Raw genomic sequence first — 23,968 nt, 5'->3', positions numbered from 1 at the left:
AATGAATGGCATCATCACTTGAGACGGCAAGCACAGCATTCTCATTTCTTCTGATTCATTTTATGCTCTGCGTTTAGCAGCTTAAAAAACATCATCTCCCTGATTCTTAGTATGACTTTCATTGTGATTTTCTTGATGGACAAAGAGTTTTTTTGCCAGACTTTCGCGTTCCTCGCTGTGGAAGCGTTGCCGCCATGCGTACATAACGGTATTACGCAGATGGTTTTGTGCATCTTCGAATTGTGAAATGATGCCTAATGAGGAGGCTATCGCCGCTTCGCGCAGATGATTGCTCAATTGTGTGAGAATAGGGTTGTTTTCAACAGTGTCGGCAATATCATTAGCCATAATGACATTTTTGCCTTGATAAAGACGTTGGATATTGATAAAAGCCAGCATTTGATACATGACGTCAGCGAGGGCGAAAAATTTTTCCTGCAAATCTTGCTGCTGCGCCTGGAGATGTTGATATTGCGCTGCTAAGGTTTGATAATGCTGTATAAGCGCTTGCGCAGAAAGTGCATTCTCTTGCGGTTTTTGTTCTGCGGCAGTAATCTGCACTTCTTCAACGTCTTCATCTAAAATATTTTTGAATACTAATGGGTTAAAGTCATTATTATCCATAGTTTTCCTCAGCAGTATTTATTAAAAGATTGAAATTTTTTGTGAATAGTACGGTTAGTTTTTATCTTTGGCAAGACTTTGGGCAATGGCGGCGCTAAGCGCTTCCAAGGCTTTTTGGTAGGTCTTTGCCAGCGTATTGCCGGCGGTATTTTCCAAGGGATATTCGCGATTGAATTGATGTAGCGCCAATCTGTTGCCGTCTTTATCATGAATCTGCCATGTGGCGGCGGCTTGGAAGCGTTGATTTTCGGCATAGCCGATCATTTCGATGATGCTGATGTCGATGATGCGGTCGGGGCGGATATTTTGTGCTAACGGATAGCTGTAGAATTCTTGGCTGTTCAGTCGTTTGCTGATATGCAGAGCGAGCAGGCGCTTGATATTGTCTTCAGGATAGTCCACCCAGCGGCGGTTGGGATCGCGGTTGACACTGCCGTCGGTATTAAAGAAGAGGATATATCGGTTGGTCAAATAATCAGGGATAGTGACGTAGCGCATGGCGTAAATGCCTTGGTCGGCAATCGGGCTGATGATTTCGCTTGGATCGGGCGGTACGACCGGTAGGAGGTAGTAGGTGGTGCTTTTTTTGGCGCAAGCGCTGAGAATGAACATAGCGCTGCACAGCAGAAAGGTTTTTATAGGCATATTAATCTCCGAAAATCAGTGAATTAGGCTTGGCATCAATTTGCAGCATGACGCGATCAATGCTTTTGGCGGTTTTTTCCAAGGCTTGCATGGTTTGGTTGAGGTTGAAGTAGAGATTGGAGCTTGGACTGATGCCGTAAAGAGTTTGTTCTAATTGTTTGCTCACACTGGCAATTTGGCTGTTGAGTCCGCGCAGCAGGGTATTGGCGCTTTGACTGGTGCTTTGTACGGAAGCAAGGGTTTGCTCGAATTGGGCGAGAGTGCTGTTAATCGAGCCGGCAAGTTCTTGTACTTCTTTTTGCGAGACGGCGTCATGGATTGCGCCCATTGTACTGTTTGCTTTGGCAAAAAGGCTATCAAAGGGCAGTTTTTTAACGCGTTCGACAATGATGCCGATGTCTTCGGTAATTTTATTTAGACCGGTGTTTTTGGTCGGCATGATGCTGTAGGCGCTATAGCTGTCTTTGGTCAGTTTGCCTTCCGGCTCTTTGTGATACATGCTCAGACGGACGAATTTTGTCCCGGTGATGAGGTTGGCGGATTCCAGACTGGCTTTAAGTCCTTTGCTGACAAGGTTATCAAAAATGGCGGCATCTGCTTCCAGATTCTCAAAGGCCTCTTCGCCATTAACGCGGGTGATGCGCTCCGGCTCGACTTCAATTAATACGGGCATCACGGCTTGTTCTTTTTTCTCGTCGTAAATGAGACGGATGTCGATGACTTGACCGATTTCAATGCCGTCGAATTCTACGCGGGCGCCGGCTTTCAGTCCGCGCAGGCTGTCGCTGAAATATAAGACGTAGTATTGTTTTTGATAGTTAATCGATTGGTAGATGTCTTTTTCATTTTCATAGAGCGTGAATAGGGTGTCTTCATCCAGATGTTTTTCTTCCTGATTAAGGCTCATCGGGGTGGAGAAGGTGATGCCGCCTAGGGCAAGAGTTTCAAGGGATTCCATTGAGATTTCCGCGCCATTAGGTCCGATGGCAAAGTTTACGCCGCTAATGTTCCAAAATTTGGTATTGCTGTTGATGAGTTGGTCATAGGGGCGGTTGATAAAGGCTTCAACATAGATGCGGTCGAATTCGTCATTGAATTGGACGGTCTCGATTTGTCCGACTTTGATGCCGCGATAGTACACCGGAGAGCCGCTATACAGTCCTTTAGCGGTGTTGGTTACCATGCGCACGCGGATGCCGATGTCACCGGCATCTATTAACGGTGCTTTGTCCAAGCCGACAAAACGGCGGGCTTTTTCTTCTGAAATGCCGGGTTCTATGGCGATAAAACTGCCGGAGACGATGGTATCCAAGCCGGTGATGCCGCTGAGGCTGATTTGCGGACGTACGACCCAAAATTTGGCATCTCGGCGCAGTAAGGAGGTGGCATTATGCGTCATTTGCGCGCTGACGATCACTTTTTTCAAATCTTCGGTAAAGGCAATACTGCTGACGGTGCCGATTTCCACGGCGCGATAGCGAATTTTGGTACGGTTGGCTTCAATGCCTGCCGCGTTTTCTAGCTCGATTTGGATGCTTGGTCCGAGTCGGTTATAGCGTGCATAGGCAAGATATAAGCCTGCTGCCAAAGCAAAGACTGGTAGCAGCCATAAGAAGGAAAAGCGGTTTTGTTTACGTTCTGGTTCTTGCATGATGTCGGTAATTATCCCAAAGAAGTCTGATATCGAAGGTTTCGGTTGCTATCATTGTGAAAACAACGACGCCCGTAAAAGCAAAAATACCTATACCCGGATTGATTTGCGCTAAGCGTCCGTGAATAAGTGCGCCGAGCAGGGCGACGACAAAGACGTCAATCATCGACCAACGCCCGATGAAATGAATGAATTTGTAGAGTTTGGTTTGGAGTTTAGGCGGTCGTTGCGGATGTTGGTGTAAGAGCAAATAAATCAGCACCGCGATTTTGAAAAAAGGGGTGAAAATGCTGGCGGTAAAAATAATGATGGCAATGCCGTAGGAGCCGTGATGCCATAGCAGCACAATGCTGCTGAAAATGGTATCCGCTTGACTAGGGCGGCTGAGATAGCTGGTATAGGTAATAGGCAGTAAATTGGCAGGAAAAAAGAGAAAAATTGAGGTCAGCAAATAGGCCCAAGTGCGACGGATACTGTCGGGTTTGCGGCTGTGCAGATGCGCATTGCAATGTCGGCAGCGCTGCGCCTGCATTGATACGACCGAGCCGCAGGCAAGACAGTTGATTTTTTGCGCATCGCGTGCGGTAGTAGGGCTAATTATCATGTTCTTCATAAGCTTGGAAGATGGCGTCATTCACGTCAAAGCGGCTTTCAATTAAGATTGAGCAGAATATCAGGGCGGCAAATGCCCAAAAACCGCTTTCGAATTTCACGCTTGCCATGGTCATGATTTTAACAAGCGTCACCACCACGCCTAAAAGATATACCTCCAACATATTCCAAGGGGAAATATGATGCAGCCAATGCAGGAAACGCCGCGTTAAGCGGTGCATAAATTGAAAACGAAAACTGATAATCACCCATAAAATGGCGCTTAAATAATAAAGCGGCAAGACCATGATAAAGAGCATGACCATCACGCCAAGCATGGGTAGGGCATTATCAAATAAGGATCTGACGCTGGAAAAAACCGATATGGTGGTGATTTCTCCGCGCATACTGAGTGTAATAAAAGGGAAGCTGTTAGCAATAATAAATAAAATCAGCGCGGTGAGTGTAAAAATAAAAGCTTGACGGAAGTCCGCGTGTCCGTCGATTAATCTGGTACCGCAAGCAGTGCAAAGAAGTTTTTCTTGAGCCCTGAGATCTTTCGGACGTTGGTAAAGCGCATCGCAGGCAGGACAGGCAATAAGTTCGCTATGCGGTTTTAAAGAATGGTGTGTCATCAGCAATAAAAATCCAGACACCGCAAGGGTGTCTGGATAGCGTATTTTATATTAATCGTTGCCAGCGATGCCGAGCAAATTCAGCAGGCTGACAAAGATATTGAAGAGGTTGATAAAGAGGTTTAAGGTGGCAAGGATGTAGTTGTCTTCTTCTCCGCGCATAATGCGGCTAGTGTCGAATAAGACATAGCCTGAGAAAACCATCAAGCAAGCGCCTGAAATAACAGCGCTTAATGCCGTCATGTTAAATAATAAAGCGCCGATTGAAGCCAATAAGACAACAATCATACCGACGAATAAGAAACCGCCTAAGAAGTTGAAATTCTTGCCAGTTTTCAATACATAAGCTGATAAGGCAAAGAAAATGACCGCTGAGCCGACTAGGGCTTTAACAACGACATTGCCTAAACCGTAAGCAACGTAGAAGTTGAGAATATTAGATAAGGAAACGCCCAAAAAGCCTGTGAAGGCGAAGAGCAGAATGATGCCTAAGCCGTTATTGCGGTTTGCGCTGATGCCGAAGGTCAGACCGAAGAAGCCGACAAGATAAATAAACCAAGGAATGCGTCCGATGCCCATTTTCATGCCGACAAAGGCGCAGAAGGCGCTAAAAAGTACGTTTGCCGCCAATAAAATATAAGTTTGGCGCAAGACTTTGTTGCGTGCTAAGAGCGAGCCTTCCGAGGCATAATCAATCGTGGTTTGAGTATTGTTAAATTGCATAGATGTTCTCCTGTCATGTAAAGTAAAGAAAGCGCAAGGATTGTAGCCGAGCATTGCTTTGCTGTAAAGCTGCTAAGGTTGACCTTCTTAATTTGTAATCTTTTAGCTTAGAAATTAGTTCTTAATCAGGCTTAAGACGGGAATATCGGGCAGTTTTTGCCGTCCGGCGAGGGCTTCGATTTCAAGCAAAAATGCGGCGCCGACGACTTCGGCTTGCAAGGATTGCAAAAGTTGGATGCAGGCACTCATCGTGCCGCCGGTCGCCAACACGTCGTCCACCATTAAAATACGCATGCCGGCTTTGACGTCGTCGCGATGTACTTCCAAAATGTCTTGTCCGTATTCCAAATCATAGACGGCTTGCGCGACAGGACGCGGCAATTTGCCGGGTTTGCGCAAAGGAATAAAGCCGATGCCCAGACGTTGCGCCAAAGCGGAAGCAAAGATGAATCCGCGCGCTTCGGGGCAAGCCAAGACGTCCGGACGGATGCCGTCTTGCAAACAGAATTGCGCCATTTCTTCAATGGCGGCGGAAAATCCCTGTCCGTCCGCCAATAAAGGCGTGATGTCTTTGAATTGAATGCCTGCTTTCGGATAGTCGGGAATGGTGATGACCAAGTCTTGCCAGCTCATGATTGCGCTCCGTAAAAAAAGTGTAGTGTAGCAAATTTGGTGCGCTTCGTAGCTTGAAAAAAATCTCTCGGGTCGCCACAATGCCGACTGTTTTTTAAGATTTAAATTATGTTACGTCCGCAAATTTTTCAACGCAAAGAGTCTTTATTGCCGCTTTATGAGCAGAACTATATGTTATTCCGCTTGATTTTGCCGAATATGCCGAATGAGAAGGGCTGGTTTGCTTTGGAAGCGCAGGGACGCCTGCCTGTTTATGTGCATCGATTAAGCGCTCAGCCCTATACCAGCGAATGGCTATTGGGGCATTTTTTTCCTCAACGCCAACGCCGTTTTTCGCCGGATTATACGATTCGCGTCTATCACGATGCACGTTTGGTAGAGGCTTTGCCGCCGATGCAAAAGCCGGTGGGCGAGGTCAGGGCGTATAAATTGGCATTGAACCGCGCTTTGGGAGAATGGCTGGATTATTGCCACCGTCATCGTTACCGCTTGAATGCGGCTGCGGCGACGGCAGATCTACCGCTCTTGGAGGATTTGAAATGAGCGCTTACTTGCAAGATGCGCCGTGGCGTCTGTGTCTGTTATTGCTGCTATGTGCCGGTTTGCTCTGTTTCGGGGTGGGGATTATGTTGCCGATGATGACGGTTAAAAAGCTGGTGCTGATGCGCAATACTTTTACGGTCTTGGGCGGAATCGGCGAATTATTGGCGGATAAGACTTTCGGCTTGGGCTTGCTCTTATTGTTTTTCAGCGTATTTTTCCCTTTAACGAAATTTTTGCTGATGATGGCTTATGTCTGGCGCTATCCGCAATCGCGCGATTTATTGGTTCATTGGCATCATTGGCTGACCAAGGCGGCAAAATTTTCGATGCTAGATGTGTTTGTGGTCGCGCAATTGCTGATGATTATGAAATTGGGCTGGATTGTGGAAGTGGAAATTCACAGCGGCATTTATTGGTTTACCGCGGCGGTCATGATTTCATTGGCGGCGGGTATGCTGATTGACCAGAATATTGCCAAGAGAAGCGGCCATGTTGATTGATAGCCATATCCATTTTGATTTTTTCGATGACGAGGAACGTGCGGCGCAGTGGGCGCGAGCGCAGGAGGCAGGGGTGTCGCAATTAATGATTCCGGCGGTGGCGCGCGTGCATTGGGAGAGAATCGCGGCAATTTGCGCGGCACAGGGCTTTTTGCCGGTCTATGGTTTGCATCCCTTGTATGTGGCGGAACATCGTCCGGAAGATATTGCTGCTTTAGCGGAGTTTATCCGTCTTCATCCTTGCTACGGCATCGGCGAATGCGGTTTGGATTATTATGTGCCGCTGGATAAAAAGCAGCAGGATTATTATTTTGAAGCGCAAATCGAGATAGCCCTCGCCCATGATTTGCCTTTGATTGTGCATGCGCGCAAATCTTTAGAGGCGGTTTTGCAGACCCTGAAACGCTATCCGAAAGTACGCTTTGTGGTGCATAGTTTTACCGGCTCGGATCAGCAATTGGCGCAATTATTGGATTTGGGCGGCTATATCGGTATCGGCGGCACGGCGACTTATCCGCGCGCCCAGCGTTTGCGCCGCCAATTGGCAGTAGTACCCGCAGAGCGCTATTTATTGGAAACCGATGCGCCGGATCAGCCTTTATTCGGCTATCAAGGACAATATAATGAGCCGATGCGCGTGGCGGAGGTGGCGGCGGTATTGGCGCAATTACGCGGCGAATCGCCGGCACAAATAGCCGCGGACAGCAGTCGCAATTTTCAACGATTATTTTTACAGGAGTAACTATGCCGTATTTTCAAGCGAGAACCGATATTTTAATCGGCGAAGCGGCACGGCGCTTTTTAAGCGAAAAAACGATGATGGTCGCGGGTTTGGGCGGAGTCGGCGGTCAGGCGGCGGAAGCCTTGGCGCGCGCCGGCATCGGACATTTGATTTTATTGGATCACGACAAAGTCTCGCCCTCGAATATCAACCGCCAACTGCTTGCCCTGCATAGCAATATCGGGCAATTGAAAACGCAAGCGGCGGCAGCGCGTTTAAAAGACATCAATCCCGAAATCCGCCTGACCTTATTGGAGCAATTTTTGCAAGCCGACGGCGCAGAGGCGCTGTTTGCAGAATATCGCCCCGATTATTTGCTCGACTGCATCGATTCTATCGCCTGCAAGGCGGCAATGGTCAAAGCTGCGCAGACGCAGAAAATTCCCGTGATTTCTGCTATGGGCGCGGGCAATTGTCTGGATGTTAGCAAAGTCGGCATCGCCAAATTGGAAAAAACCACGGCTTGTCCTTTGGCACGGGAAATGCGCCGCCATATAAAAGCCTTGCGAGGCAGTTTGCGCTATCCGGTGGTGTATTCCACTGAAGAACGCCGCCAGCCTTTGCCACATGCGCCGGTCGGCGGCGATAATCCCGGACGCGCACGCGCGGTAAACGGCACGATTTCCTATCTGCCGGGCTTGTTCGGCATGATGATGAGCGGATATGCAATCAATGACTTGCTGCAAAAAAGCGGCTTGCTTAGCGATAAATGAGAAAATGCTAAGCTCGGTCTAGCATTTGCCGACCGATTTAGCGTAAACTAGATTAAATTTACAAAAGAAGAGAGGCAGTGATGAACACAAATCCCAATAAAACAGATATTTTGAAGGTCAATGGCAAGGAATATACTTATTATCCGCTTGCCAGCGTAACCTCGTCCGAACATTTGGCAAAATTACCGTTTTCTATCAAAATCTTGCTTGAAAATCTGCTGCGTACCACAGACGAAGAAAGCGTAACCACAGATGACGTGATGGCATTAGCCACATGGACGCCGAGCAGCCTTAGTGAAAAAGAAATTTCTTTCAGCCCCAGCCGCGTGATTTTACAGGACTTTACCGGTGTGCCTTGCGTGGTCGATTTGGCGGCGATGCGCGATGCGATGGTCAATTTGGGCGGCGACCCTAATAAAATTAATCCGCAAGTGCCGGTGGATTTGGTTATCGACCATTCCGTGATGGTGGATTATTTCGGTAGCGACGAAGCCTTGGAAAAAAACGCCGAATTGGAATTCGAGCGCAACCACGAGCGCTATCAATTCCTGCGTTGGGGGCAAAAAGCCTTTAACCGTTTCCGCGTCGTGCCGCCGGATACCGGCATCGTGCACCAAGTGAATTTGGAATATTTGGCGGAAGTCGTCTTCCAAAATAATGACAGCGGCACAACGTTGGTCTATCCCGACAGTTTGGTCGGCACCGATTCCCACACCACCATGATTAACGGCTTGGGCGTGCTCGGTTGGGGCGTGGGCGGTATTGAAGCCGAAGCTGCCATGCTCGGACAACCGATTACCATGCTGGTGCCTGATGTCGTAGGCTTTGAATTAACCGGCAAATTAAAATCTGGCGTAACCGCCACCGATTTGGTCTTAACCGTCACCCAAATGCTGCGCAAATTAGGCGTAGTGGGCAAATTTGTGGAATTCTTCGGCGACGGCTTGGCGGATTTGCCATTGGCGGATCGCGCCACCATCGCCAATATGGCGCCGGAATACGGTGCAACCTGCGGTATCTTCCCGATTGACGACGAAACCTTGAACTATATGCGTCTCTCCGGTCGCAGCGAAGAATTGATTAACTTAACGCGCGAATACGCCAAAGCACAAGGCATGTGGCGCAATACCGGCGATCGTCCTAGCTATACCGAAACCCTGACCTTAGACATGAGCACCGTCGTACCCTCGGTTGCAGGCCCGAAACGTCCGCAAGACCGTTTGGATTTAAATCTGCTCAGCCAAAAAGCGCATGAATTTGTGCCGCAGGAACGCAAAAGCGCGCAAGTAACCTTAGACGGCGAAACCTTCATTTTGCAAGACGGCGACGTAGTCATCAATGCCATTACCAGCTGCACCAATACTTCCAACCCTTCGGTACTGCTCGCCGCCGGATTGGTTGCGAAAAAAGCGGTAGAAAAAGGGCTGAAACGCAAACCTTGGTGTAAAACCTCCTTAGCCCCCGGCTCGCAAGTCGTTACCGATTATCTTGCTAAATCAGGACTGTTGCCTTATTTAGAGCAAGTCGGCTTCCATGTGGTCGGTTACGGCTGCACCACCTGCATCGGCAACTCGGGACCTTTGCCCGATCCTGTCGGCGACGCCATTGACGCCCATGATTTAACAGTCGCCTCCGTACTCTCCGGTAACCGCAATTTTGAAGGACGCGTCCATGCCAAAGTCAAAATGAACTTCTTGGCATCGCCGCCTTTAGTCGTGGCATATTCCCTGCTCGGCACGGTATTGAAAGACATTACCACCGAAGCCATCGGACAAAATGACAAAGGCGAAGACGTATATTTGAAAGACATCTGGCCGAGCCCTGAAGAAGTGCAGGCGCAATTATCCGCCATTCAGCGCGAGATGTATGTCAGCGGCTATGACGATGTGTTCAAAGGTTCGGAAATGTGGCAAAACATCGAAATCAGCGAATCGCAAATCTATGATTGGGACGACAGCTCGACTTACATTAAAAACCCGCCGTATTTCCAAGGCATGAGCAAAGAAGCCCCCGAAAGCTTGCCGCAAATCAAAGGTGCGCGCGTCTTGGCGCGTTTGGGCGACTCGATTACGACCGACCACATTTCGCCGGCAGGTTCTTTCAAAGCGGAAACGCCGGCAGGTCAATATCTAGTGGCACGCGGCGTTGAGCCGAAAGACTTCAACTCCTACGGTTCGCGTCGCGGCAATGATGATGTGATGGTGCGCGGCACTTTCGCCAATATCCGCCTGCGCAATGAAATCGCCCCTGGCACGGAAGGCGGCTTTACCACCAATTATCTCAGCGGTGAAGTAGAAACCATCTATGAGGCTTCAATGGCTTATCAAGCCGCCGGCGTGCCGCTGATTGTGATTGCCGGTCAGGAATACGGCACAGGTTCTTCACGCGACTGGGCAGCAAAAGGCACAATTTTGCTGGGCGTAAAAGCCGTGATTACCGAGAGCTTCGAACGTATTCACCGCTCTAATCTGGTCGGCATGGGCGTACTGCCTTTGCAATTCAAAGACGGTGAGAATCGCGACAGCCTTGGTTTGAACGGCAATGAAGTTTTTGATTTCGATACCTTAAACAAAGGCGCGAAAGTCTTAGGCGTTACCGCCACTTCCCCTGACGGCAGCGTGAAAAAATTCGAAGTGCGCGTGCGCATCGATACGCCGAAAGAATGGGCGTATTACCAACACGGCGGCATTTTGCAATATGTGCTGCGTCAATTGGATAAAAACGCTTAATAGCTATTACACAAACAAAATGCCGCTTGCGCGGCATTTTTAATGCCCGTAAATAAAGCGCCTGCAGTAATCTGCAGGCGCTTGCTGTAGCGGATTTATCGGAATCAGATGAAGATGCCGCCTACTAAGAAACCGAAAGCGACGCTGAGTGCAATTGCTATCGTTCCCGGCAAAATGAAGGGATGGTCGAAAACGTATTTGCCGATGCGCGTCGAGCCGGTATCGTCCATTTCCACCGCTGCCAATAAGGTCGGATAGGTCGGCAGAATAAAGAGCGCGCTCACTGCGGCAAAGGAAGCCACCACAGATAAAGGACTCACGCCAAGAGCGATTGCCGCCGGCAATAAGGCTTTAGCGGTTGCCGCCTGCGAATAGAGCAACATACTGGCAAAGAATAAGACGACTGCTAAGAGCCAAGGATAATGTTGCAGTAAATTACCTGAAAATTCTTTGATGCTGTCGATATGACCGGTGACAAAAGTGTCGCCCAGCCAAGCAACACCAAGCACACAGATGCAAGCGCTCATGCCGCTTTTAAAAGTCGAGCTGTTCAGTACTTCCGAAGTGTTGATTTTAGCAAACAAGGCAATTAAAGCCGCCGCTAAGAGCATGAATGACATAATCGCTTCGTTTCTGCCCAAAGTCGGATTTTCAATGAGTTTGACGGTGTCGCTGATAGCAGTGGCATAGCACACGACAATCACGATGGTCGCCACAAAGATAGCCACTGAGAGTTTGGCATAGGGTTTAAGCTCAATTTGGCTGATGCCGCGCAATTGGGTTAAGCCTTTGGCTAAACGATCTTGATAAACGGGATCGTCTTTTAAGTCTTTGCCCATGAAGTTGCAGAAGAAAGCGGTAATCATGCAAGCGGTAAAGGTTGTCGGAATGCAGATGGCGAGCAGAGTCAAGTAACCGATGCCGAGCGGCTCAAGCATACCGCTCACCGCAACTACCGCCGCAGAAATAGGAGAGGCGGTAATTGCAATTTGCGAAGCCACAACCGCGATAGACAGCGGACGCGAAGGACGGATGCCCTGTTCTTTCGCTACTTCGGTAATCACCGGCAGAACGGCAAAGGCGGTGTGTCCCGTACCGGCCAAAATGGTGAGAAAATAAGTCACGGTGGGGGCGAGATAGGTGATGTGTTTAGGATGCTTGCGCAAGATTTTCTCGGCTATCGAGACCAAATAATCTAAACCACCCGAGACTTGCATGGCGGCAATGGCGGCAATGACCGACATGATGATTAAAATAACGTCAATAGGAATCTTGCCGGGATTCATGCCAAGCAATAAACATAAAACGACGACTCCGGCGCCGCCGGCATAGCCTACGCCGATCGAACCAAGTCGCGCGCCGAAATAAATCGCGCCTAAAACAACGGCGAGTTGTAATATCCAAATATATTCCATAACAAAGTCCTCATGATAAGCAATAAAAACCAAGCGCTATAAGCGCTTGGCATTTGTTTTTAGGCTTTACGCGGATAGACCATATTTTCAGGTGCGATAATCTCGTCTAATTTATCTTTATCGAGCAAACCTTCTGACAAAACGATGTCGTAAACGCTGCCGCCTGTCTGCTGCGCGACACGTGCCACATGGCTAGAAGCCTCATAGCCGATATGCGGATTCAAAGCGGTTACCAGTCCGATATTCGACAAGACTTGTTCGCGGCAATGTTCTTCATTCATTTCGATGCCGTCGATGCATTTTTGTGCGAAAGTTTCGCAAATATGCGCCAACATATTGATACCGGTGAATAAATTAAAGGCAATGACAGGTTCGAAAACATTGAGCTGCAATTGTCCCGCCTCGGAAGCCAAGGCGACGGAATGGTCGATGCCCATGACATGGAAGCAGGCTTGATTGACTACCTCAGGAATCACAGGATTGACTTTGCCCGGCATGATGGAACTGCCCGGCTGCATTTCTGGCAGACGGTATTGCGCCAATCCTGCACGCGGACCGGAAGATTGCAGGCGCAAATCATTGGCGATTTTCGATAAACGCGTCGCCAATAAACGCAAATTGCCGGATAGAGCGACATATACACTGGTGTCTTGCGTGGCTTGGACCAAATCCGCAGCGGTGTGATAAGGCTTGCCGGTCAGATTGGCAAGTGCCGCCGCACAAGCTTCCGCATAGCCCGCCGGTGCATTTAAGCCGGTGCCGATGGCGGTGGCGCCCATATTGATTTCATAGAGTTGCTCGCGGGTTTGCTCAATGCGCGCCATTTCTTTTTCAATCATGGTCGCAAAGGATTGAAATTCCTGTCCTGCCGTCATGGGCACCGCATCTTGCAAATGGGTGCGCCCCATTTTTAATTTGTCGCCAAAGGCTTTGCTTTTATTGAGGAAGCTGTCGTGCAAGATTTGCATTTTGCCTAAAAGACGGACGCAGTAATCGTCAAGGGCGAGATGCAGGGCGGTAGGGTAGGCGTCATTGGTAGATTGCGAGAGATTGACGTGGTTATTCGGGTGGACGAATTGATATTGTCCTTTTTCATGCCCCAGTAATTCCAAAGCTCGGTTGGCAATGACTTCATTGGCATTCATGTTGGTGGAAGTGCCGGCGCCGCCTTGGAACATATCCACGATGAATTGCTCATGTAATTGATTTGCCAATAATTCATCACAGGCAGAGCAAATGGCGTCTTTAATCTCTGCCGCCAATACGCCGACTTCATGGTTGGCAATTGCCGCCGCTTTTTTCACATTGGCAAAAGCGCGGATGAAGGTGGAAAATTGATGCAGACGCACATTGGTTACATTGAAGTTTTCAAAGGCACGCAGGGTTTGAATGCCGTAATAGGCATCGGCGGGAATGTCTCGATAACCGAGTAAATCATGTTCTTGACGAGTGCTCATTCAGTGCTCCTTTTCTCTGTTAATCACAGACGATATTATAAAGTTTTTAGCAAAAGATATAAAGGCTTTTGAGGTTTTTATTGTTTATTACTTTATTTTTCGTTGAAATTTTGTTGATTGATTTTGACTTGCTAGCTGTTACCTATTTTTCCGTCATGAAAAAAACATGGTTTTCTTTGTATAATGCGCTGCTTGGCGGGGGAAAAATGAATACGGAAAAATTACTGAAAAAATTAGGGATTTTGGCGGACGCTGCCAAATACGACGTCTCTTGCTCTTCCAGCGGCGGCAAAAGGCAGAACGGCGGCGCCGGAATGGGCAATTCCGCCGTCTCGGGCATTTGCCACAGCTTCACGCCGGACGGACGCTGCATTTCCCTCTTGAAAATCCTGCTGACGAACCATTGCATTTACGATTGTGCTTACTGCGTATCAAGACGCAGCAATGATATTGCGCGGGCGGCGTTTACGGTGCAGGAAGTTGTGGATTTAACGTTGAATTTTTACCGCCGCAATTATATTGAAGGACTGTTTTTGAGTTCCGGCATTTTCAAAAATCCCGATTACACCATGGAACGCTTGGTGCTGATTGCCAAAAAACTGCGCTTGGAGCATCAATTTCACGGCTATATTCATTTGAAGACCATTCCCAAAGCCTCACCGGAATTGCTTGATGAAGCGGGTTTGTATGCCGACCGTCTCAGCATCAATATGGAGATTCCGACCATTTCGGGCTTGAAATTATTAGCGCCCGAGAAGAATCATCAGGATATAACTCAGCCGATGCGCCATATCAATAACAGTATTATCGCGTATCAAGACAGCCGCCGCCGTTTGCGCAGCACGCCCAAATTCGCCCCCGCAGGACAAAGCACGCAGTTCATTATCGGTGCGACGGGGGAAACGGATAAGCAGGTCATTCAGGCGGCGGATCATTTTTACCGCGCATACGGCTTGAAGCGGGTTTATTATTCGGGCTATGTGCCGGTCTTGGCGGATAAGCGCCTGCCGGAGGTGTCGGCGCAAGTGCCGCTGCGGCGAGAAAACCGCCTTTATCAGGCGGATTGGCTGATGCGTTTTTACGGTTTTGCCGCGCAGGAGCTGGTCGATAACAGTCAGCCTTTTTTGGATTTGGATATTGATCCCAAATTGGCTTGGGCTTTGCGTCATCGCCATGTGTTTCCGATTCGCCTGCAAACGGCGGCTTTAGAAATGATTCTGCGCGTGCCGGGAATCGGTTTGAAATCGGCGCGGAAAATCATTCAGGCAAGGCGCTATCGGCGCATTACGTTGGAGATATTGAAGCAGATGGGCGTGGCGACGAATCGCGCCCGCTATTTCATCGATTTGGCGGAAACACTTACCAGCACCGCTGAATTGGATAATCCGCACCTGCGCGAGCTGCTGCTTGCCGACAGCCGCAGTAAATGGCAGCGCGGCAGCATGCAGCAAATGGCTTTGTTTGATGGCGTATCAACTGATTTATGACGGCAGCTTTGAGGGCTTATTAAGCGCGGTTTTCCATGTCTATGCGGCGAAACTGCCGCCGGAGGCGGTCGGGATTAGCGCGCAGATGCAGGCGCAAAGCGGGGATTTATTCGCCCAATCGATATGGATTGCCAGCAATGCCGAGCAGGCGGAGCGGGTTTTCAAACGCCTGCAACAGCAATTGCACAGAGGCGCGGACAGGCAATTGCTTTACGGTTTTCTGTATGCGCACCCTACGATGGCGGATACCTTTCTGCGCCTTGTGCGTCAGGCATTGGCGCATCCGCAGCGCGGCTTTTTTGCCGATAAGGGCAATCCCGATGTGCTGCAATGGGGAAAATGGGCGCAGGCGGTGAGCAAGGAAAAGCACCGCATGGAAGCCTTTGTACGTTTTGAAGCGCATGATAATGAGGTCTTTTTTGCCGGCATTGCGCCGGATTACGATATTTTGGCGCTGATTGCGCCGCATTTTCGCCGCCGCTATCCGCAGATGCGCTGGGCGATATACGATCGCCGCCGCGCCTACGGCATTTATCATGAAGACGGACGGCTCATGCTGCTGGATACGCTGCTGGAGCAGGCAAGAAAAACGCAGCTGAGCGAGGCGGAAGCGCATTATCAAGCGCTGTGGCGGCAGTATTTTAAGAGCACAACGATTGATAACCGGCGCAATACGGCGCTGCAAGCCAGACAGATGCCGCGCCGCTATTGGCGCTATCTGACGGAATTGCAGCCTTAGCGGCGGTTTAATGCTGATTGTGCAAAATTTGGCTGAGGAATTCTTGGGCGCGCGGATGTTTGGGTGCTTGGAAAAATTGCTCGGGACTGTCGATTTCGATGATTTGCCCTTTGTCCATAAAGACGACGCGGTCGGCGACTTGGCGGGCAAAGCCCATTTCATGGGTCACGCAGAGCATGGTGATATTGCTTTCTTCTGCCAATTCTATCATCACATCCAGCACTTCTTTAATCATTTCGGGGTCGAGGGCGGAGGTGGGTTCGTCAAATAAAATGACTTCGCAGTCCATGCACAGGGTGCGGGCGATGGCGACGCGTTGCTGCTGCCCGCCGGAGAGTTGTCCGGGAAATTTTTCCGCCTGCTCGGCAATGCCGACGCGTTCGAGGAATTGCCGCGCTTTGTTTTCCGCCGCCTGTTTGGGCAGGCGGTTGACCCAAATCGGTCCGAGCGTGAGATTGTCCAAGATGCTGAGATGCGGAAAGAGGTTGAATTGCTGAAAGACCATGCCGACTTTGCGCCGCAGATTGCGGGTTTGCTGCAAGCTGCCGTCCAACAGTTCGCCGTCTAGGTAGATATACCCTTCTTGGTAGTCTTCCAAGCGGTTGATGCAGCGGATGAGGGAGGATTTGCCCGAGCCGGAAGGCCCGCAGATGACAAGGCGTTCGCCGCGTGCGACTTCAAGAGTAATCTCTTTGAGGGCATGGAATTTGCCGTACCATTTATTGAGCGCCTGTATTGAAATCATGGGATTCATATTAGTGTCCTTGATGATAATGTTTTTCCACGCGGTAGCTGAAGCGCGTCATGCCGTAGCAGATAATGAAATAGACGAGGGCGGTAAAGGCATAGCCTTCCATGCCCAGCCCCAGCCATTCGGGGGATTGGCTGGCGGAATGGACGATGCCTAGGAAGTCGTATAAGCCGATGATAGAGACGAGGGTGGTTTCTTTGAACAGTCCCACATAGGTATTGGTAATGGCGGGAATGACGAGGCGCAGGGCTTGCGGCAGAATAATCAGGCGCATTTTCTGCCAGTAACTAAGCGCGATGCTGTCGGCGGCTTCGTATTGTCCTTTAGATAGTCCCTGCAAGCCGCCGCGTACGACTTCCGCCATATAGGCGGAGGCGAATAATGCCACGCCGATAAGGGCGCGGATGAGGTTATCTATCGTCATACCGGTCGGGAAAAACAGCGGCAGCATGATGGATGACATGAAAAGTATCAGAATCAGCGGCACACCGCGCCATAATTCGATAAAGCCGATGCAGAGCCAGCGAATCAGGGGCATGTCGGAGCTGCGCCCCAGAGCCAGCAAGATGCCCAGCGGCAGGGAAAAGAGAATGCCCGCCGAGCTGATGACAAGGCTTAACATCATGCCGCCCCATTTATTGGTCGGCACGGATTCCAAACCGAAGCTGCCGCCGCGCAGCAGTATCCAGCAGATAATCGGCATCAGGAGCATATTGGCAAGCACCGCCCAATGGCGGACGTGCTTTTTGGAGAAGATGACCGAGAGCAGAAACAGCGGCACAATCAAAAAGAATACCAAGCTTACGCGCCAGCGTTCTTCATCGGGATAGAAGCCGTAGAAAAATTGCCCCAAGCGTGCGCCGATAAAAGGCCAGCAAGCGCCTTCATGAAGGGCGCAGGCGGCTTTGTCGCTGCCCTGCCAAGTGGCGTCGATAATCAGCCATTTGACAAGCGGCGGCAGTATCCATGCAAGAAACAGCAGGCTGAACAGAGTCAGCAGACTGTTGCCCCAACTGGAGAAGAGACGTTGTTTGAGCCAAGCAGTCAAGCCGGTGCTGCCGGCAGGCGCGGGACGTTCGGGGAGATAGTCGTACATCTGCGGGGTCATTAGCGTTCCTTAATCGCGCTGCGGCGGTTGTAGAGGTTCATGGCGAGCGAAATCAGCAGGCTGATGCTCAGGTAGATCGCCATGGTGATGGCGATGATTTCAATCGCGCGTCCTGTTTGGTTGAGCGCCGTGCCGGTAAATACCGAGACCAAATCGGGGTAGGCAATGGCGGCGGCAAGCGAGGAGTTTTTTACGACGTTTAAATATTGATTGCTCAGCGGCGGAATGATAACGCGCAATGCCTGCGGCAGAATGACGAGCCGCATGATGCGGCTTTGCGGCAAGCCTAATGAGACGGCGGCTTCGCTTTGTCCTTTGGCTACCGATTGAATGCCGGCGCGGACGTATTCGGCGATGTAGGCGGCGCTGTATAGGGTCAGGGCGAGCCAGAGGGCGGCGAATTCGGGCAGGACGGTAATGCCGCCGCGGTAGTTAAAGCCGCTTAAAACGGGCAGTTCGTAGTCGTCGGGGCCGATATTGGCGAAATAGTAAATAAGCGGGGCGGCGATTATCAGCAGGGGATAGAGCCAAGCAAGGGAAAGAATGTTGCCGCTTTTTTGCTGGCGGCGACGGTTCCAATAATGCAGGGCGAAGCTGAGTATTAAAGCGGCAAGGGCGATCAGCAATGTTTGTTGCAAAAGCGGCTGCCAATGCGGGGCGGCGAGGCTGAGTCCGCGGTTGCTCAATACGGCTAGGCAGCTTTGGTTTTCGTCGCAGCCGAGGGTCAGGGTACTGGCGCGCGGCATGGGCAGAACGGACAGTACCGCGAAATACCAAAAGAAGATTTGCAATAGCAGGGGGATGTTGCGGAAAACGTCGATATAAATGCCGGTCAGGGCGGAAACCAGCCAGTTTTTAGACAGGCGCAGGGTGCCGCAGATTATGCCGAGTAGGGTGGCGGCGCTGCCGGCAAGAGCGGAGAGCAGCAAGGTGTTGAGCAGTCCGACGAGGAGAACGCGGGCGATGGAGTCGTCATGCGTGTAGGGAATGAGGCTTTGGTCGATGTCAAAACCGGCGCGGCTGCCGAGAAAAGCGAAATCCACGCTTTGCCCGATTTGTTGCAGATTATTGCGGGCGTTGTGGGCGAAAAAGGCAAGGCAGGCAATGACGAGCAGAAAGGCGATGAGTTGAAAACACAGGCGGCGGGTATTGGGTCGCGATAAAAAAGTCATAAATAGGTAGTCTCAAAACAAGTGCGCATGATACCGCAAAGCCGCTGATGCTAAAATAACCTTTTCTTATATGTTCGGGAATGCCTATGCCTTTATTAAGCGCGCGTGATTTGTCTTTGGCTTTCGGTTGGAAACCTTTGCTGGATAAAGTGAATTTCAGTATTGAAAAAGGGGAGAAAATCGCTCTTTTAGGTCGCAACGGCGAGGGAAAATCGACTTTGTTAAATGTGATTCGCGGTCTGCTCAGTCCTGACGAGGGCGAGATTCAGGCGGCGCAAGGTCTGCAAATCGCCTATTTGCCGCAAGATCCGCCGACGGCGGATGCGCGTTCGGTGGCGGAGGTTCTGCGTGAGGAAATGCAGGAAGTCTATCAGGCGATTGCTGATTATCAGCGTTTGTCCGCCGACTTCAAGGACAGCGACAGCGCGGAATTGGCGCGTTTGGAGAGTTTGATTCAAGCGGCGGACGGTTGGACTTTAGAGGCGCGGATTGAGCAGTTGCTGACGCAGTTCGGCTTGAATGCTCAGGCAAAGATGGCGGAGTTGTCGGGCGGTTGGCGGCGGCGCGTGTGGCTGGCGCGCGTGTTGTTGCGCAAACCGGATATTTTGCTGCTCGATGAGCCGACCAACCATTTGGATATCGGCGCCATTACGTGGCTGGAGCAGTTTTTGCAGCGTTTTGCCGGCGCGGTGATTTTTGTTACGCATGACCGCGCTTTCATGCGCGCGGTGGCTAATCGGATTTGGGAATTGGATCGCGGACGTTTGCTGGATGTGGCGGCGGATTATGCGCGCTTTTTGCGTACGCGCGAGGAAGTTCTGCATGCGCAGGCGCAGGCGCAGGCGCGTTTCGATAAGAAATTGGCGGAAGAGGAAGTGTGGATTCGTCAGGGCATCAAGGCACGACGCACGCGCAACGAAGGGCGGGTGCGGGCGCTGAAAGCCATGCGTATGGAACGCGCGCGGCGAATTGCGCAGCAGGGCAAGGCAAACATCAGCATCGATGCCGGAGAACGCAGCGGCAAGCAAGTGATTGTGGCGGAAAATCTGCATTTTGTGCATGAGCATGCGCCCGCCATGATTGTGAATTTCAGCGATATTATCGAGCGCGGCGAAAAAATCGGTTTAATCGGCGCAAACGGAGTCGGTAAAACGACTTTGCTTAATGTGCTGCTGGGCAAACTCGAGCCGCAGCAGGGTAGGGTACGCTTAGGTACGCAGTTGGAAATCGCTTATTTCGACCAGTTACGCAGCCAGTTAAATGAGCAGGACACCTTGCGCGAGAGTTTGGGGCAGGGCAAGGATTTCATCGAAATCAACGGCGGGCGCAAACATGTCACCGCCTATCTGCAAGATTTTCTCTTTCCGCCCGAGCGTTGGAATACGCCGGTGTCCGCGCTTTCCGGCGGTGAGCGGGCGCGTTTAATGTTGGCAAAATTATTGGCGCAGCCGGCGAATCTTTTGGTTTTGGATGAACCGACCAATGATTTGGATGTGGAAACCCTGGAATTATTGGAAGAAATGCTGGGCGGCTATAAAGGCACGGTGCTGATTGTCAGCCATGACCGTGAGTTTTTAGACGAAGTGGTAACGCGCTCTTGGGTGTTTAACCGTGCCAAATCGCGGATTGAGCAAGTGCCGGGCGGTTTTGCCGATTGGTTGGAACAAGGCGGAGCAATTGAGCAATTAGAGGCGGAAAATCCGCCGCCAAATGAGAAAAACAATTCCTCAAGACTTGAAAAAAATGCCGTTGCCGCAGACAATAGCAAGGCAAATGCTGAAAAATCAGAGAGCAAAGTCAAATTAAGCTATAAATATCAGCGCGAATTAGAGGCATTGCCGGCTGTTATCGAAGCCAAAGAAGCAGAGATTGCCCAGCTGGAAATGCAGATTGCCGCATCGGATTTTTATCAGCAAAGCCATGAGTTGCAAAACGCTGCTTATACGGCATTGCAAACGGCTCAGCAAGAACTCGATGCCTTGCTTGAGCGTTGGATGGATTTAGAAGCAGGAAATGTCTAATATCTGCTTGTTATGGATAATTCTTAAAGGGAGTGAATATGTCAGAGAATGTTAAAGATGTGTATTGGGTGACGCATACGCGCGAGATTGCCGGCAATTATAGCTACACCATCAATGGGCGTCAGGATACGGCGGAATATGTGGTTGAAGGCGAAGATGCGTTGCGTCAGCGTTATGAAGCCTTGATTAAGCAAAATAACTTGCATAATCTGGCACCTGATATTGCCGCTTTCCCCGGAGCAATCGATGCGGTTTTTTGCAGCAAGGAAAAAACCGTTGTTCTTTTCTGCGATCAAACCGAATTAAATAGCACGCATAAATTCAAAGGCGCGCATGATCAAATCGTGAAAATGCGTTTGAAAAACTTAGTTGCGGCGAGCAAAAACGGAGAGCGCGATTGGTTGATTGCTTCAGACGACTATCAAACCGTTATGGTCCGCAAATCGATTGTTAAACGGATTTATCAAGAAAATACACATGTAATGTTTGAGTTTAATAACGAACGTCCGGATTATTTAAGCGATTGGGATACGACGCCGAAGGCTACGGAATATTTGGCAAAATTCCAAGAGCAAATGTTTTAATATGCCAAAACAAGCGGTTTTGAGTTCTTCAAAACCGCTTTTATGGTTCTGTATTTCAAAAAATACGATAAATCTCTCGTCGAAATAACAAGACTTGAACGCAGTATTAGTATTATTTGAAAAATAGAGCTTATATAGTCGGAGAAGTGAAAAAGTAGTACAAGGCGGCAAGCCGCAGACAGTATCAAGAGAGTACGGCAAGGCGAGCCAACGCCGTAATACTTTTTCAATTCTTCGACTATATCAAACCTTGTGAAATGTTAAACCATAAATTGCGGAATAAAATATGATTGCAGATCCTGCTAGCCATAAACCTTGGTTGTCTCAATACCACAGCGACACACCTCATCATTTACCAGCAGCAGAATATACGAATTTAGCTGAATTCATTGAAAAAATGGTAGAACGCTACGGCGAGCTGCCGGCGTTTAGCAATTTTAATACAAGTCTCAGTTTTCAAACGCTATTACGCCGTGCAAAGGCCTTTGCCGCTTATTTGCAGCAAGAACTCGGCTATCAAAAAGGCGATCGTTTGGCTTTAATGATGCCCAATATTTTGCAATATCCGGTCGTATTATACGCCTGCTACCTTAGCGGTATTGCCGTGGTCAATATTAATCCGCTTTATACCGCACGCGAATTAAAACATCAGCTCAAAGATTCCGGCGCACGCGGAATCGTCATCGTTGAAAACTTTGCCCATACTTTTGCCCAAGTGCAATCTGAATTGCCGCAGGTGAAAGATGTGATTATTACCCGTTTTGGCGACGAGCATCACTTTTTAAAAGCTTGGATGGTGAATTTCGTCGTGAAATATGTACGCAAATTGATTCAGCCTTTTCAAATCGAGCGCGCTTTGTCTTATAAAGAAATCATGGCAAAAGGTATGCAATTATCCTTTCAGCCGGTCGAAATTGCGGCAAATGATATCGCCATGTTGCAATATACCGGCGGCACTACCGGCGTGGCGAAAGGCGCCATGCTCAGCCATGCGAATTTATTGGCCAATATCGCCCAAGTAAAGGCTTGGGTGGGCAGCGCGATTAAAGAACCTTCGCTGATTTGTATCACGCCTTTGCCGCTGTATCATATTTTCTGCTGTACGGTGAATGCATTATGTTTTCCTAGTTTGGGTATGCATAATGTTTTGGTAACCGATCCGCGCGATATGAAAAGTTTTATCGGCATTTTAAAACGCTATCCTTTTACTGTGATGACCGGTTTGAATACCTTGTTTAAAGGTTTGTTAAATCAAAAGGATTTTGCGCAATTGGATTTTAGCAAAGTGCGTTTTGTGGTCTCCGGCGGTATGCCGTTGGAGAAAATCGTCTCGGAACAATGGCAAAAAGTTACCGGCAATGTGATGATTGAGGGCTACGGTTTAACGGAAACCTCGCCGATTGTTTGTGCCAATCTGTTGGAAAATAAGCAGTTTACCGACGGTATCGGCTATCCGATGCCGGATACGGAAATCAGTATTCGCGATAATCAGGATAATCCTCTGCCTGTTGATGAAGCGGGCGAATTATGGGTACGCGGACCGCAAGTTATGATCGGCTATTGGAATCAAACGGAAGAATCGCAGAAAGCACTGACTGCCGACGGTTGGTTTAAAACCGGCGATATTGCGCGTATGAATGCGCAAGGTTTTGTGAAAATTGTCGATCGTAAAAAAGATATGATTTTGGTCTCAGGCTTTAATGTTTATCCTAATGAAGTGGAAGCTGTATTGTCAGAACATCCCGCAGTGCATGAATGCGCAGTCATTAGCGTAAAACATAGTAATACCGGTGAGGCGGTAAAAGCCTTTATTATCGCTAAGGGCAATCAGCAAATCAGCGAGCATGAATTGCGTGAATTTGCCAAGCAGCATTTGACGAACTACAAGCGCCCTAAAATTTACGAGTTTATCGAGGAATTGCCCAAATCTAATGTAGGGAAAGTCTTAAGACGCAAATTGAGCGAAAGTGAGCGGCAAAAAAATTCTGAATAATAGGTTCTTAGTTATAGTCAATTCATGGCAAGATTAATCATTTTTCAAACGGGTAGATCGGATACTTGTATCCGATCTACTTCTTTATAAATTAGTAATTTAGATATTTATATCCAATACAGTTTGTCATGGCGTGTGCTTTCAGCATAAACCGCCTAAGCTTAAAAATATAATGTTCGTATTTGTCATGGGTCAACTATATAACGATTGATTTTGTGCTGTAGTCGGAGAAGTGGAAAAGTAGTACAAGACGGCATTTACGCCGCTTTAAAGAAAAAATTGCTGCATAAAAAAGGGCTAAGCCCCGTATTATAGCTTCTTCAGATTAAAATGAAGCTATACAGAAACTTAGTCCTTTCTTTGCCGTTTGCAATAATTGCTTCTATAATCAAAGATTTCAAAAAGAGTTACAGTTTTGATTCAGTTTGCCGTACTCTCTATACTCATCTTGTGTCACTTTTTCAATTCTTCGA

General features: G+C 49.2%; 22 protein-coding genes and 1 pseudogene. 11 read left to right on the top strand and 12 right to left on the bottom strand.

Annotated elements, in window-relative coordinates:
* Positions 1-81 precede the first annotated feature (81 nt).
* The 7 genes from DYC63_RS11390 to DYC63_RS11360 all read right to left on the bottom strand — a co-directional run bounded on the left by DYC63_RS11390 (position 82) and on the right by DYC63_RS11360 (position 5,502).
* Positions 82-624 carry a hypothetical protein gene (locus DYC63_RS11390; RefSeq protein WP_115219320.1) on the bottom strand — a complete coding sequence of 181 codons (543 nt, stop codon included), beginning with the start codon at positions 622-624 and terminating at the stop codon, positions 82-84.
* A 54-nt stretch (positions 625-678) separates the two neighbouring features.
* Complete coding sequence (locus DYC63_RS11385; protein WP_115219319.1) at positions 679-1,269, bottom strand: PqiC family protein; 591 nt, start codon at positions 1,267-1,269, stop codon at positions 679-681.
* Position 1,270: 1 nt separating this feature from the next.
* Entirely contained in the window at positions 1,271-2,920 is a 1,650-nt protein-coding gene (locus DYC63_RS11380; protein WP_115219318.1) for a PqiB family protein, read from the bottom strand.
* Positions 2,901-3,524 (bottom strand): paraquat-inducible protein A, encoded by a 624-nt coding sequence (locus DYC63_RS11375; RefSeq protein WP_172459503.1) that lies wholly within the window; start codon positions 3,522-3,524, stop codon positions 2,901-2,903. Before DYC63_RS11375 ends, DYC63_RS11380 begins: the two co-directional genes overlap by 20 nt.
* Positions 3,514-4,146, bottom strand: a complete 633-nt coding sequence (locus DYC63_RS11370) for a paraquat-inducible protein A (RefSeq protein WP_115219316.1) — start codon at positions 4,144-4,146, stop codon at positions 3,514-3,516. Before DYC63_RS11370 ends, DYC63_RS11375 begins: the two co-directional genes overlap by 11 nt.
* Positions 4,147-4,197: 51 nt before the next feature.
* Positions 4,198-4,869: a Bax inhibitor-1/YccA family protein gene (locus tag DYC63_RS11365; protein ID WP_115219315.1), complete on the bottom strand. Its 672-nt coding sequence runs from the start codon at positions 4,867-4,869 to the stop codon at positions 4,198-4,200.
* 114 nt (positions 4,870-4,983) lie between these two features.
* Positions 4,984-5,502, bottom strand: coding sequence for an adenine phosphoribosyltransferase (locus tag DYC63_RS11360; RefSeq protein ID WP_115219314.1), 519 nt, complete (start codon positions 5,500-5,502; stop codon positions 4,984-4,986).
* 108 nt (positions 5,503-5,610) lie between these two features.
* Between DYC63_RS11360 and DYC63_RS11355 the strand changes: the two genes are divergently transcribed.
* The 5 genes from DYC63_RS11355 (at position 5,611) to acnA (ending at position 10,768) form a co-directional block, all read left to right on the top strand.
* On the top strand, positions 5,611-6,045 hold the full coding sequence (locus tag DYC63_RS11355; RefSeq protein ID WP_115219313.1) for a DUF1249 domain-containing protein: 435 nt from the start codon (positions 5,611-5,613) through the stop codon (positions 6,043-6,045).
* On the top strand, positions 6,042-6,545 hold the full coding sequence (locus tag DYC63_RS11350) for a paraquat-inducible protein A (RefSeq protein WP_115219312.1): 504 nt from the start codon (positions 6,042-6,044) through the stop codon (positions 6,543-6,545). Before DYC63_RS11355 ends, DYC63_RS11350 begins: the two co-directional genes overlap by 4 nt.
* The gene (locus DYC63_RS11345) at positions 6,535-7,287 is read left to right on the top strand and encodes a TatD family hydrolase (protein ID WP_115219311.1); all 753 of its coding nucleotides are present in this window, start codon (positions 6,535-6,537) and stop codon (positions 7,285-7,287) included. The genes DYC63_RS11350 and DYC63_RS11345 overlap by 11 nt, the downstream gene beginning before the upstream one ends.
* Positions 7,288-7,289: 2 nt before the next feature.
* Positions 7,290-8,039, top strand: a complete 750-nt coding sequence (locus tag DYC63_RS11340; RefSeq protein WP_115219310.1) for a tRNA threonylcarbamoyladenosine dehydratase — start codon at positions 7,290-7,292, stop codon at positions 8,037-8,039.
* Between the two features lie 80 nt (positions 8,040-8,119).
* Positions 8,120-10,768, top strand: a complete 2,649-nt coding sequence (gene acnA, locus DYC63_RS11335; protein WP_115219309.1) for an aconitate hydratase AcnA — start codon at positions 8,120-8,122, stop codon at positions 10,766-10,768.
* A 104-nt stretch (positions 10,769-10,872) separates the two neighbouring features.
* Here acnA and DYC63_RS11330 read toward each other — a convergent pair whose 3' ends face one another.
* Positions 10,873-12,183: an anaerobic C4-dicarboxylate transporter gene (locus DYC63_RS11330; RefSeq protein ID WP_425452126.1), complete on the bottom strand. Its 1,311-nt coding sequence runs from the start codon at positions 12,181-12,183 to the stop codon at positions 10,873-10,875.
* Positions 12,184-12,242: 59 nt separating this feature from the next.
* The gene (gene aspA / locus DYC63_RS11325) at positions 12,243-13,640 is read right to left on the bottom strand and encodes an aspartate ammonia-lyase (protein ID WP_115219308.1); all 1,398 of its coding nucleotides are present in this window, start codon (positions 13,638-13,640) and stop codon (positions 12,243-12,245) included.
* A gap of 206 nt (positions 13,641-13,846) precedes the next feature.
* Between aspA and DYC63_RS11320 the strand changes: the two genes are divergently transcribed.
* Positions 13,847-15,127, top strand: a complete 1,281-nt coding sequence (locus DYC63_RS11320) for a putative DNA modification/repair radical SAM protein (protein WP_115219530.1) — start codon at positions 13,847-13,849, stop codon at positions 15,125-15,127.
* Complete coding sequence (locus tag DYC63_RS11315) at positions 15,105-15,866, top strand: TIGR03915 family putative DNA repair protein (protein ID WP_115219307.1); 762 nt, start codon at positions 15,105-15,107, stop codon at positions 15,864-15,866. The genes DYC63_RS11320 and DYC63_RS11315 overlap by 23 nt, the downstream gene beginning before the upstream one ends.
* 7 nt (positions 15,867-15,873) lie before the next feature.
* Here the strand turns inward: DYC63_RS11315 and DYC63_RS11310 are convergent, their stop codons facing one another.
* From DYC63_RS11310 to DYC63_RS11300, 3 genes are read right to left on the bottom strand one after another with little or no spacing between them, the layout of a single operon-like run.
* Positions 15,874-16,620 carry an amino acid ABC transporter ATP-binding protein gene (locus DYC63_RS11310; protein ID WP_115219306.1) on the bottom strand — a complete coding sequence of 249 codons (747 nt, stop codon included), beginning with the start codon at positions 16,618-16,620 and terminating at the stop codon, positions 15,874-15,876.
* Between the two features lies 1 nt (position 16,621).
* On the bottom strand, positions 16,622-17,725 hold the full coding sequence (locus tag DYC63_RS11305; protein WP_115219305.1) for an amino acid ABC transporter permease: 1,104 nt from the start codon (positions 17,723-17,725) through the stop codon (positions 16,622-16,624).
* Positions 17,725-18,897 carry an amino acid ABC transporter permease gene (locus DYC63_RS11300; protein ID WP_218564618.1) on the bottom strand — a complete coding sequence of 391 codons (1,173 nt, stop codon included), beginning with the start codon at positions 18,895-18,897 and terminating at the stop codon, positions 17,725-17,727. Before DYC63_RS11300 ends, DYC63_RS11305 begins: the two co-directional genes overlap by 1 nt.
* 86 nt (positions 18,898-18,983) lie before the next feature.
* On the opposite strand from DYC63_RS11300, the gene DYC63_RS11295 reads away from it, so the two are divergent.
* The 4 genes and pseudogenes from DYC63_RS11295 to DYC63_RS11285 all read left to right on the top strand — a co-directional run bounded on the left by DYC63_RS11295 (position 18,984) and on the right by DYC63_RS11285 (position 23,495).
* Entirely contained in the window at positions 18,984-20,918 is a 1,935-nt protein-coding gene (locus tag DYC63_RS11295) for an ATP-binding cassette domain-containing protein (protein ID WP_115219304.1), read from the top strand.
* 38 nt (positions 20,919-20,956) lie between these two features.
* The gene (locus DYC63_RS11290; protein ID WP_115219303.1) at positions 20,957-21,502 is read left to right on the top strand and encodes a hypothetical protein; all 546 of its coding nucleotides are present in this window, start codon (positions 20,957-20,959) and stop codon (positions 21,500-21,502) included.
* A 130-nt stretch (positions 21,503-21,632) separates the two neighbouring features.
* Positions 21,633-21,744 (top strand): annotated as a pseudogene (locus tag DYC63_RS13855) (IS30 family transposase); the annotation flags it as partial.
* A 44-nt stretch (positions 21,745-21,788) separates the two neighbouring features.
* The gene (locus DYC63_RS11285) at positions 21,789-23,495 is read left to right on the top strand and encodes an AMP-binding protein (RefSeq protein ID WP_115219302.1); all 1,707 of its coding nucleotides are present in this window, start codon (positions 21,789-21,791) and stop codon (positions 23,493-23,495) included.
* Positions 23,496-23,968 lie beyond the last annotated feature (473 nt).

This window comes from Suttonella indologenes, from assembly GCF_900460215.1.
Classification (GTDB): Bacteria; Pseudomonadota; Gammaproteobacteria; order Cardiobacteriales; family Cardiobacteriaceae; genus Suttonella; species Suttonella indologenes.
The sequence above is the reverse complement of the archived record's forward strand: the minus strand, read 5'-3'. Positions and strand labels throughout refer to the sequence as shown.

Bases quoted from the DNA above. Each gene is read 5' to 3' on its own strand.
- DYC63_RS11390 (WP_115219320.1), bottom strand. From the start codon at position 624: ATGGATAATAATGACTTTAACCCATTAGTATTCAAAAATATTTTAGAT.
- DYC63_RS11385 (WP_115219319.1), bottom strand. From the start codon at position 1,269: ATGCCTATAAAAACCTTTCTGCTGTGCAGCGCTATGTTCATTCTCAGC.
- DYC63_RS11380 (WP_115219318.1), bottom strand. From the start codon at position 2,920: ATGCAAGAACCAGAACGTAAACAAAACCGCTTTTCCTTCTTATGGCTG.
- DYC63_RS11375 (WP_172459503.1), bottom strand. From the start codon at position 3,524: ATGATAATTAGCCCTACTACCGCACGCGATGCGCAAAAAATCAACTGT.
- DYC63_RS11370 (WP_115219316.1), bottom strand. From the start codon at position 4,146: ATGACACACCATTCTTTAAAACCGCATAGCGAACTTATTGCCTGTCCT.
- DYC63_RS11365 (WP_115219315.1), bottom strand. From the start codon at position 4,869: ATGCAATTTAACAATACTCAAACCACGATTGATTATGCCTCGGAAGGC.
- DYC63_RS11360 (WP_115219314.1), bottom strand. From the start codon at position 5,502: ATGAGCTGGCAAGACTTGGTCATCACCATTCCCGACTATCCGAAAGCA.
- DYC63_RS11355 (WP_115219313.1), top strand. From the start codon at position 5,611: ATGTTACGTCCGCAAATTTTTCAACGCAAAGAGTCTTTATTGCCGCTT.
- DYC63_RS11350 (WP_115219312.1), top strand. From the start codon at position 6,042: ATGAGCGCTTACTTGCAAGATGCGCCGTGGCGTCTGTGTCTGTTATTG.
- DYC63_RS11345 (WP_115219311.1), top strand. From the start codon at position 6,535: ATGTTGATTGATAGCCATATCCATTTTGATTTTTTCGATGACGAGGAA.
- DYC63_RS11340 (WP_115219310.1), top strand. From the start codon at position 7,290: ATGCCGTATTTTCAAGCGAGAACCGATATTTTAATCGGCGAAGCGGCA.
- acnA (WP_115219309.1), top strand. From the start codon at position 8,120: ATGAACACAAATCCCAATAAAACAGATATTTTGAAGGTCAATGGCAAG.
- DYC63_RS11330 (WP_425452126.1), bottom strand. From the start codon at position 12,183: ATGGAATATATTTGGATATTACAACTCGCCGTTGTTTTAGGCGCGATT.
- aspA (WP_115219308.1), bottom strand. From the start codon at position 13,640: ATGAGCACTCGTCAAGAACATGATTTACTCGGTTATCGAGACATTCCC.
- DYC63_RS11320 (WP_115219530.1), top strand. From the start codon at position 13,847: ATGAATACGGAAAAATTACTGAAAAAATTAGGGATTTTGGCGGACGCT.
- DYC63_RS11315 (WP_115219307.1), top strand. From the start codon at position 15,105: ATGGCGTATCAACTGATTTATGACGGCAGCTTTGAGGGCTTATTAAGC.
- DYC63_RS11310 (WP_115219306.1), bottom strand. From the start codon at position 16,620: ATGAATCCCATGATTTCAATACAGGCGCTCAATAAATGGTACGGCAAA.
- DYC63_RS11305 (WP_115219305.1), bottom strand. From the start codon at position 17,725: ATGACCCCGCAGATGTACGACTATCTCCCCGAACGTCCCGCGCCTGCC.
- DYC63_RS11300 (WP_218564618.1), bottom strand. From the start codon at position 18,897: ATGACTTTTTTATCGCGACCCAATACCCGCCGCCTGTGTTTTCAACTC.
- DYC63_RS11295 (WP_115219304.1), top strand. From the start codon at position 18,984: ATGCCTTTATTAAGCGCGCGTGATTTGTCTTTGGCTTTCGGTTGGAAA.
- DYC63_RS11290 (WP_115219303.1), top strand. From the start codon at position 20,957: ATGTCAGAGAATGTTAAAGATGTGTATTGGGTGACGCATACGCGCGAG.
- DYC63_RS11285 (WP_115219302.1), top strand. From the start codon at position 21,789: ATGATTGCAGATCCTGCTAGCCATAAACCTTGGTTGTCTCAATACCAC.